Source organism: Rhizobium sp. BK591 (assembly GCF_014195045.1).
GTDB classification, from domain to species: domain Bacteria; phylum Pseudomonadota; class Alphaproteobacteria; order Rhizobiales; family Rhizobiaceae; genus Rhizobium; species Rhizobium anhuiense.
Window position 1 is genome coordinate 961830 of the sequence record NZ_JACIAZ010000003.1, and the last position, 9233, is coordinate 971062.

The following is a 9233-nucleotide window of genomic DNA, read 5'->3' on the forward strand; positions in this document are numbered from 1 at the left end:
CTCAATGGCCGCCGCCACCGCCGCTCCCGGAAGCAGCGGCGACCTCGGTCTCTGCCGAGGCGTTCGTCGCGCCGCCGCCGTAGATGGCAGGCGCGAGATTGGCTTCGGCCAGCCAGAAGTCTCGCTTCGCGTTGACGGAGAGCAGGATGGAGTTGATCTTGTCGCGGGTGTCGGTCAGCAGCTCGAACGTGTTGGTGATCATGCCGTTGTAGGTCAGCAGGGATTCCTCCTCGACCTTGGCGCGCAGCGGCACGACGTTGTTGCGGTAGTGCCGGGCGATGTCGTAGTTCGAGCGGTAGGCCTCGTAGGCGGAGCGCGCTTCCGAGCGCACGTTGACCGCTTTCTCCGCCAGTAAGTTCGCCGCCCGCATGTATGCCACCTCGGCCTTGCGCATCCGGGCCTTGCCCGTGTCGAAGATCGGGATTGCGAACTCCAGTTCGACCTGGGCGGTCGTCCTTGTCTTCTTCTCGTCGTCCTCGATTTCCCGTTCCGTTTCGAAGCCGGTCAGGATCTCGAGGTCGGTGACGTAGCGCGTCGCTTCGGTCAGGCCATAGGACCTGGCTGTGGCTTCGAGTTCGAGCTTCGCGACCTGGAGGTCTATCCGGTTTCGGAGTGCTTCGGCTTCGATGGTGTCGCGTTTTGCGACGGACTTGGGCAGCGGCGGCAGGCTGTTCGGAACCTGATAGTCCAGCTCGGAGCCCCAGAGGCCCATCAGTCGCGTCAGCTCCTCCTTGGCGAGGCGGGCCGCCAGGCGGGCCTTCGCCGTTTCTCCGGCGATTTCGGCGACGAACACATGTTCACGTGCCTGGGCGCCCTTGGTCATCGCACCGGTCTCGCCCAGCTTCGCCGCGAGCTCCGAAGCGGCATCGGCCGTCGCCTGGGCGCGCTGGAGCTGCCCGACGTTCTCCCAGGCCGCGACTGCACCGATCCAGGCACGCCGTGTGTCGGCGGCAACCTGGAGCGTTCTCACGGCCGCGGTCAACTGCGCCTGCCGGAAGCGTGTGTCGGCGATCGCCACGTCCCTGCTCTTCGTCGCGAGCGCCAGGATGTTCGTTGTGATCATCCCCTCGATCGTCTTGAACGCTTGAAGTTCCGGAGTTCCGATCCCTGTGGTACCGAAGGAGACTGTCGGGTTGATGAACATCGTCGACTGCCAGGCGTCAGCCGCACGGTCGCCAAGATCGGCATAGGCGGCCTGGAGGCCTTTGTTGTTGAGCAGGGCGATCTGGACGGCCGTCTCGACGTCGAGAGGTTTCGTTCGAGCAAGCAGGCTTTTGACCTGCGCCCCCGCAGAACGGGCCTGGTTCTGGTTCTGGATCCAGACGGTCTCTTTCGCCTCGACACTGGCGGTCTTGTTGGCGACGGAAATGAAGCCCGCCTCATTGCGGGAATAGTCGTCGCCCGTGACGCAACCGCTTAGCGCCAGCGGGAATGCCAGCGCCATGATTATTCTTCTAGGCCCGATCATGAGGCATCTCCATTTGCTGGAGACTGCAGATCGTTCTGTCTGCGCCAAGGCTTGGGGTCGACGGGCTGCCTGGCTTCATAGCCCGAGATCGGCGACCGGTATGTGATGGCGCGCGCGGACGGCTGTTCGACGGCGGCGGAGGATGCCACCACGTCGGGAGGAAGCGTGGATGCGCAGCCGCCGACAAGAAGCGGCAGCCCCACCACGAAAAGCGAGGGTTTCATTATGAAGTTTCCGAACAAGAGATAACCTGTGGGCGCTCGCCTAAAAGGCACGCGACCGACGGGACCCGATCAAGCGGGTGTGTCTCTATTCAGATATTCGGGGGACGGTGGAGGGGCGGCAGTTCGCCAATGGTCGTCCGGTCGTCAACGAACTGCCGGATCGAGGTCACGACGGGTCCGCCGACGTCGGGGCCATCACAAATGATGCCAAGCCCGCCACAGAAGTCCTTGCAGCATTCCTGCTTGACGAGCTTCGACGGGCCATCGCCATCATGAGATACGTCGCCATGCGCGTGGCCATGACGGGCGGCCTCCGTCATGTCGTGGCCTTCATGGGGCGACGTCACGTCGGACACAACGGCTTTGAGATCGGGGAAGGAGGAGCCGTGCATCGCTGCGTTAGCGTTCGACAACGAGTACCCCGCCAGTGATACGACGATCACCAGCCGTATCATCACGAGCAGCTTGCTCATTGCGATTCGGTACATCTTGCCCATTCCCAACGGCCTACATGCAATGCAGCCGGATTTCAATTAAGACCTCTGTGTCACGGATGTTCGAGTCCTTTATGTGGCGCGAACATCACGTTATGCACAAGCTAGAGCTTCCTTTGGCGCTATAATGCTACACGATCCTGGTTTTCGTCGCCAAGGCGGGCCGCTATGTCCTGCTGACGCTCGCCACGTTACAGATTTTTGACTGACCGCTTCCGGCGCGGCAGCAGTATCCGGTCGACCGTATCGTCACGGACGACGAGCGTATGCCAGATCGCCGCGGCGAGATGCAGCGCGACCATCGCCAGGATGATCCTCGACCCGACAACGTGGTACGGCGCGATCGCGAACCAGACGTAGCTCGCGACCAATCCCATGCAGGCCTGTCCAATGATGGCGGCGTAGAAGGCGTGATGAAGCGCCGTGGCGGCTCGTCCGCTCCATGTGCCGGGCGCGCCGATCTCTGGCGGCTGAAGGATACGAAGAACCAGCCGTGCGCCCATCAGCAGTCCGATCGCCATTCCTGCATAGTTATGGAGCTGGTGCTGAACGACGTCCCAATAAGCCGGCGCCATCCCCATGTGGACGGCATGGTGGGTTCTCTCGATGCTGCCACCCGTCAGATACTGCACCGGCACCATGAGGGCGACCAGCCAGTGAAGCCCTATCTGGGCCAGTGAATAGCCACCTTTCATCGATCCTCTCCTGCCGAGGGGCGCAGACTAATCGGCGGCGGTTAACGCTTCCTGATCGGCTTGGAGCATCGCGAGATGCGGCGTATCGGGGAGGGCGCCCGCCCTTTTATTGCCCCGATGAGAACGGATATCGGTAGTCGCAAGCGGCACGATCTCGGATTCGGAAAGCAGCCTTATGAGACGAACCATTTTTGCGAACATGTTCGGTTTGCTCTTCGTCGTGGGTGTGATGCCGATCACGGCAGTCTCGTCGCCGGCGACCGAGGATGTCGTAGCGCTTCGGCAGGCCGACATGAAGGCCATGGCCGCGGCGGTTAAGACCATCTCCGGCATGTTCAAGGATCCGGCGAGCTACACGGCTAACGAGTTCAGCTGGGCTGCCGATACAATCCGCGACAGGTCGGGTGTCGTTCTCTCCGGACACTTCATGTCCGAGGCCGTCAGTCCACAGTCGAAGGCCAGGCCGAACATCCCCGCGGAGCGCGAGCGGTTCGACCGGATCGCGAACGACCTGCGCGACTACGCGGTCGCGCTGGACGCCGCCGCCCGGAGTAACCCGGGATCGATGTCTGCCAGCATGCGCATGAAGCCCGGCGAGGCCATGGGCGGCGGACCGCTCGGCACTCACGTCCGCAACGAGCAGGATCTCCTGGCAATGCCGGCGGAACACGCGTTCCACCTCATGCTCCAGACCTGCACGACCTGCCACGCCAAATTCAGGGCGGAATGACGGCGAGCACGCGGGTTTGGAATGGCCCGCCTTGCTCCGGCGTTCAACCGGTCAAGAACGGCCTCTTTTGCTTCAAACAGCCATGTTCGACGCTGCCGACATCACTTCGCGAGGGGCAGGGCCGCCGAACATATGACGACCATCCTCCTCGACTTCGGTGAAGCACCAGCGCACGACGCCATCCCGATCGAGCAGGAATTCACCGACAAGCTGGCCGTGGCCGGTGGCGATCATCTGCTTGTCATCTTCGGTGAATTCGTAACCATCGGCCTTGTCGAGAAATTCCACGGCTGCCATCAGGTCCATGGGCGCTGGAAGCTCGTCCGGCATGTCGATGCGCATCGACGTCACCGCATTCATGCTGATTTTATGCGGCCAGTCATTCTCGTCTTCGGTAAATTGAAGGTTCGGCAGGCCGAAGGCCTTGTGCGATACCCGCTCCGGGTCCGAGGCCGCCAGCAGATTGGGAAGCGGATGGTAGCGAAAATAGAGGCGGGCGCGGTCGATCGGTGTGTTGACGACGGTCAGGCTGTCGATGCCCTTCTCCAGCAAGGCATCGGTGAGTTCGGCCATGGCGGCGATCTGGCGGCGGCAGAAGGGGCAATGCAATCCGCGGAACAACCCGACGAGCACCGGCTTCTGGCCGCGAAAATCGTCGATGGCAACTTTCCCCTGGCGGGTGATGGCATCCAGCACCACGTTCGGCGCGCGATCTCCCGGCTGCAATGGCCTTGCGGCGTGGTTCTCCTGCATGTTTCGTTCCTCCCTTTATGTTTTTGAATCGACTTGCCAAATCGATCTCCGGCGATCACTGCAACGAGGACGGGTCAGTCGAGAAACGGCAAGACGACGAGCGTGCCTGGATCGAGGTTGTGGCGGATGCACACATCCTGTGCCAGCGTGAAATACCGTTCTGCCGCGTCCATGTCGTCATGCTCGAGGCTGAGTGTCGCCAAGCCATCATAGCACGGAAAGAGCAGTTGCGGTTCATCAATTTCCTTCGCAACCTCAAGGGCTTCCTCGTAATACTTACGAGCTAGCTTCGGCTGCCCGTGGCATTGATGAATCTGGCCGAGCACGATCAGCGGCACGGAGAGATGGTCGCGCTGATCGAGCGCCCGGTCGATTTCGACTGATTTCTCCGCCGCCGGTACGCCCTCGGCGGCGCACCGATCGGTAAAGGTGCAGCAGGCAACGGCGAGATTGGCGAGAAGACGCGCCTGGAAGCCGAGATCGCCAATACGGGTCGCGACCTCCAGTCCTCGCCGGCAGATCTTGATGGCGCTGGCCGGATCGACGATCGTGTAGAGAACGCCAAGATTGGAATAGGCGCGGCAGGCGGCACTTTGCAGATCGGCCTTTTCGGCGACGGAGAGACTGCGCTCCACTTCCTGCACGGCCTCGCGGCTACGTCCGAGTCGCGCAAGGGCTGCACCCTTGGTATTCAGCGCCTCTGCCATCGCCCGCGCCGTCTCCCGTCCGGCCTCGGTCGTGCCGTCGATCGGCAGCGTTTGCAGGCATTGCAGCGCCTGCGTCGCCCACTCGGCAGCGGCAGCCTGATCGCCCATGCGGAAGGCGAGATGGCCGCGCTCTTGCAGGACATGCGCACGTTCGACCGGCGCATCCACGGTTGCGATCGTCGCTTCAGCTTCGGCGCAATGGATCTCCGCCTGATCGCGGCGACCGGCATCGAGATGCAAACGGCCGATCTTGCGCAATATCCTCGCCGCGGCAATCGGATTGTCTTTGGCGCGGTGGATCGCAAGCGCTCGCTGATAATGGGCCAAGGCGGCGTCGCGCAGGCCGGCAGGACCGCAGAGATCGGCAAGACGCTCCAGCAGTGCCAGTTGCTCCGGTGTCACTTCCGCCTCGTTGGCAAAGGCCGCAAGCGCCTGCCGATAGAGACGCATGGCGTCATCATTGGCGTAGGTCTTGCGCGCCAGATCGCCTGCCGCCATCAGATAGCTGGCGCCCTTGGACTTTTCGGTGGTCAGGCTGAAATGATGGCCAAGTTGCGCCAGATGCTCGGGCCGGTCGGGCGCTGCGCCATACTGACGTTCCAGAGCCCGGCCGATCCGTTGATGAAGCTCCACCCGCCGCTGCAGCAGGAGATTATGGTAGATGACATCGTGCATCAGCGTCTGGCTGAAGCGATAGCCCGGCGATACCACGGCATCGGACCCGCGCAATTCCTCGATGATATTGGCATCGCAGAGGTAATCCAAGGCAGCGTCGATGCCGGCCGGGTCGGTGGCGACGGTGCGGAGCAGGGCGGTATCGAACTTCGGGCCGACCACCGCCGCCTCCTGCGCCAGCCGCCTGATCTCCTGCGGCAGCCGATCGACGCGGGCAAGCAGCAGGGCCTGCAGATTGACCGGGATATCGACATCGGTGTCTTCGGCGGCGACATGCCAGTGCTGGCCGTCGCCATGCTGACCATCATCGTGCAACGTGCCCATGTCGATCAGTCCGCGCAGGATTTCTTCGATGAAAAGCGGATTGCCGCCGGCGCGATCGAGGATGCGCTTGCGCACCGTCACCGGCAACTTGCTATGGCCCTCGCCAAAAAAGGCAGCAAGCAGCTTCTGCCCGTCGGCTGCAAAGAGTGGCTCAAGACGTTGCACGGTGACGCTGACACGATTGGAGTTCAGCGGGTCGGTCTGCGATGTCGGCCGGTAGATCACAAGCAGCATCAGCCGGCTGCGCTCCAGCCGATCCATCATGAAGCGCAGCACCTCAAGCGAGGCGGCGTCCGCCCAATGCAGATCCTCGATGACGAGCAGCAGGGGGCCTTGTCCCAACCGCCGCTCGAAGACGGTGCGGACGGCATAGAAAATCTGCCGCCGCAACTGCTCCGGCTCAATGTGGCGCAACGCGCCATCGGGATCTCCGAGACCAAGGACATGCAAAAAGAGCGGCAAAAGTGCCTCCACGTCCTCCGGCGTCAGATCGAGCGCGGCGAACCCCGTTGCCAGCAATTGCCGCGTCCTGGCAAGATCATCCCGCTCGCCGATGCCGTAGGCGCTGCGCACCACGGCGGCGAGCGTCCCATAGGATTGTTCGCCGAGGGGAGAGCAGGTCGCTTTGCGGATGGCAAGGCCCTGAAAACGGGCAGTATTGCTAGCGATTGCGACGAACTCGTTGACCAGCCGCGACTTGCCGATACCCGCTTCGCCAATCAGGCGGACAAGCTGTGCCGCGCCGCCGCAGGCGAGGTCGAGGCATGTCAGCAAGCCCGACAACTCCCTGTCCCGTCCGATCATTGGCGCCCGCAGGCCGAAACTTTCAAGTCCACGCGCCGTATGCGGCGCTTCCGACAGCCCGGTCAGCCGATGGACCTGCACGTTTCCGCTTTTGCCTCGCAAGGTCTGAGCCCCGAGACTGTCGAAGGCGAAGGCATGGCGGGTGAGGCGGTAGGTCAGCGGCCCAACGAGGATCTCGTTTTCGCCGGCCATGGACTGCAGGCGTTGCGCGGTATTCACCGTATCGCCGGTCACCGAATAGGATTTCGTACTGACTGCACCGAAGCCGCCGGTGACAACAGGGCCGCTATTGATGCCGATATGCAGACGCAACGGCACGCCGGCGCGTGCGTGCCAGCGCTCGCCGACCTCCGTGGCGCGCTTGATCATATTGAGTGCGGCGTTAAGCGCCCGAACCGGATCGTCTTCATGGGCGACCGGCGCGCCGAACAGCGCCAGGAGCGCATCACCGACGAACTTGTCGACAAAGCCGCCATAAGCCTCGACCGCCTGTGCCATCTCTTCGAACAATTCGTTCTGCAGCACCCGCATGACTTCGGGATCGATCTGCTCGCTCAGCGTCGTGAAGCCGCAGAGATCGGCAAAGAGCACGGTCACCGGCCGCCGGTCGGCATCGCTGTCCGGCTTAGGCGTCGTTATCGCTTCGATGTTGGGCTTCGATGCAGGTTGGACTTTGCCTGATATCGATGCGCCGCATTGCGGGCAGAAGGCAAAATCGGGCTGACAGGCATAGCCGCAGGCGGCGCAGGTGACAGGCTGCCTTGCGCCGCATCGCGGACAGAAAGCAAAACCGCTCTGAATATCGAAACCGCAGCCCGCGCACTCCATCGGACGCATCTCGCGAAAACCCGATGCGTTGCGGCTCTTTCAGCCGCAACCAGCGGACAGGGACAAGCATGAACCTGCTGCCCCAGGCCTGCAAGTGAAGACTTTGGCAGGCGTTCGATGACCGAGCACCTGCCCAGCGGTGATAGGCGAGGGCGACGTCCCGATATCAGATGGTGCCGGGCCGCCCGGAGGTGGTTGATTGGCTCGCGGATGACAAAAACGCCTCTTCGGCGGTGGGCACTTTCCCCTCTGGGGTCAGATCGTCGACAGCCTTGGGAAGGTCGCGGCTCAGCCGGCCCAGAATCTCCTCATGAGAAAGGCCGGTATTGGCGGCGATCTCGTTGAGAACATCAGGCCCGAGTGCTTCCGCCAGCTGCCCATCATTGATGTCGGCATTCTGACCGGGCTGTACCCAAGACTCGATCTTGTCGCCGTGACCGTTCTGCTGAAATGTCTTCAGAAGATCGCCCAGCCCGCCGCTGACAATGCCGCCTGAGGTCAGCCCGCCGAGGAGGCCGCCGAGACCGCCGGAGCCGCCCAGTCCGCCGAGGATGCCCCCAAGCCCGCCCGGCTGCTGGTTCCCCGCGCCAGCCTGCTGAGGGTTCTGGATGCCCCGCAGGAGTTCCCCGATCTTGTCTCTGTTCTGGTAGCCGGCAACGGCAAGAACGGCGAGAAGCGCCTTCAATTGACCGCTCATCATGATGAATCCTCCTATGGTGCTCCAAGGTGCAGACGGCCCAATGCAGGTCGCCGCATGGGCAGCAATGTCCTGAGCGCCCAAAGGTTCCGCGCCGCCGCGCAAACAAGGCTGCACCGGGCGGATTCGTTCCGCAATCACAAAGGCCGACCGACTTTACAGCTCACGCCGCTACTCAGATTTCCGGGCAGCCTCGCTGGTTTGCAAAGACAATTCGCTCCGGTCCGCGGCGCGTCATGCCCTGGACGACGATGCTGCGGGCAGATATGCGGACGATCTGCGCCCTGCGAAGTCCTTCGCTGCGGGCGATGTCGAGAGCATCGTCCGGATCACAACCGCGCCGTCCGCGGTCGCGGCGGTCATAACGGTCATAATCACGATCACGGTCATAAACGCCGACGCCACCAGGGCCGAGCCGCAACTCCAAGTCCTGCGCGGCAACGATCGTCGGCGAGATGGTCAGCCCAGTTATGGCGGCCAAGCCAACCAGGACGAATTGAAGAGATTTCCGCATGAGTTCCTCCCATGGTCTTGTGCTTATCGTAATGACAACCTCGCCATACGAATTTTGTTCCTCATGACAAGCGGAGACGGCGCAGCGCCGGTCTGCCGGAGTCGCATTCGATGGACGTTTTGTGGAGCGCAACATCCAACAGAACCTCATCCTGGTGCCCCGAAGGGCCTCGAAGGAGGGGGCGGGTGCTCAGGCCAATCGATGTCGCATCTCTAACTGGCCCAATGTCAAAGCTGATTAGAGGCGCGACGTTGCCAGCCATTTAGAGATGCGACACTCAGCATTGCCGCTGGCGCTGACGGCAGCCCCCGATCCGACCG

Annotated in this window: 9 protein-coding genes; 1 reads left to right on the forward strand and 8 read right to left on the reverse strand. The window is 62.5% G+C overall.

What is annotated here, in order from left to right:
• Position 1: 1 nt before the first annotated feature.
• The 4 genes from FHX10_RS18055 to FHX10_RS18070 all read right to left on the reverse strand — a co-directional run bounded on the left by FHX10_RS18055 (position 2) and on the right by FHX10_RS18070 (position 2881).
• Complete coding sequence (locus FHX10_RS18055) at positions 2 to 1468, reverse strand: TolC family protein (protein ID WP_063475599.1); 1467 nt, start codon at positions 1466 to 1468, stop codon at positions 2 to 4.
• Positions 1465 to 1692 carry a hypothetical protein gene (locus tag FHX10_RS18060; protein ID WP_097544276.1) on the reverse strand — a complete coding sequence of 76 codons (228 nt, stop codon included), beginning with the start codon at positions 1690 to 1692 and terminating at the stop codon, positions 1465 to 1467. The genes FHX10_RS18055 and FHX10_RS18060 overlap by 4 nt, the downstream gene beginning before the upstream one ends.
• Before the next feature lie 89 nt (positions 1693 to 1781).
• On the reverse strand, positions 1782 to 2180 hold the full coding sequence (locus FHX10_RS18065; RefSeq protein ID WP_047615441.1) for a hypothetical protein: 399 nt from the start codon (positions 2178 to 2180) through the stop codon (positions 1782 to 1784).
• A 197-nt stretch (positions 2181 to 2377) separates the two neighbouring features.
• Positions 2378 to 2881, reverse strand: a complete 504-nt coding sequence (locus FHX10_RS18070; RefSeq protein ID WP_063475600.1) for a cytochrome b — start codon at positions 2879 to 2881, stop codon at positions 2378 to 2380.
• Between the two features lie 199 nt (positions 2882 to 3080).
• On the opposite strand from FHX10_RS18070, the gene FHX10_RS18075 reads away from it, so the two are divergent.
• The gene (locus FHX10_RS18075; RefSeq protein ID WP_409527296.1) at positions 3081 to 3611 is read left to right on the forward strand and encodes a c-type cytochrome; all 531 of its coding nucleotides are present in this window, start codon (positions 3081 to 3083) and stop codon (positions 3609 to 3611) included.
• A gap of 72 nt (positions 3612 to 3683) precedes the next feature.
• Here FHX10_RS18075 and FHX10_RS18080 read toward each other — a convergent pair whose 3' ends face one another.
• The 4 genes from FHX10_RS18080 to FHX10_RS18095 all read right to left on the reverse strand — a co-directional run bounded on the left by FHX10_RS18080 (position 3684) and on the right by FHX10_RS18095 (position 8913).
• Positions 3684 to 4364: a peroxiredoxin-like family protein gene (locus tag FHX10_RS18080; protein WP_063475602.1), complete on the reverse strand. Its 681-nt coding sequence runs from the start codon at positions 4362 to 4364 to the stop codon at positions 3684 to 3686.
• Between the two features lie 74 nt (positions 4365 to 4438).
• Positions 4439 to 7702, reverse strand: coding sequence for an adenylate/guanylate cyclase domain-containing protein (locus FHX10_RS18085; protein WP_184390021.1), 3264 nt, complete (start codon positions 7700 to 7702; stop codon positions 4439 to 4441).
• Between the two features lie 166 nt (positions 7703 to 7868).
• Complete coding sequence (locus FHX10_RS18090; protein WP_063475603.1) at positions 7869 to 8402, reverse strand: YidB family protein; 534 nt, start codon at positions 8400 to 8402, stop codon at positions 7869 to 7871.
• 172 nt (positions 8403 to 8574) lie between these two features.
• Positions 8575 to 8913 carry a hypothetical protein gene (locus FHX10_RS18095; protein ID WP_063475604.1) on the reverse strand — a complete coding sequence of 113 codons (339 nt, stop codon included), beginning with the start codon at positions 8911 to 8913 and terminating at the stop codon, positions 8575 to 8577.
• Positions 8914 to 9233 lie beyond the last annotated feature (320 nt).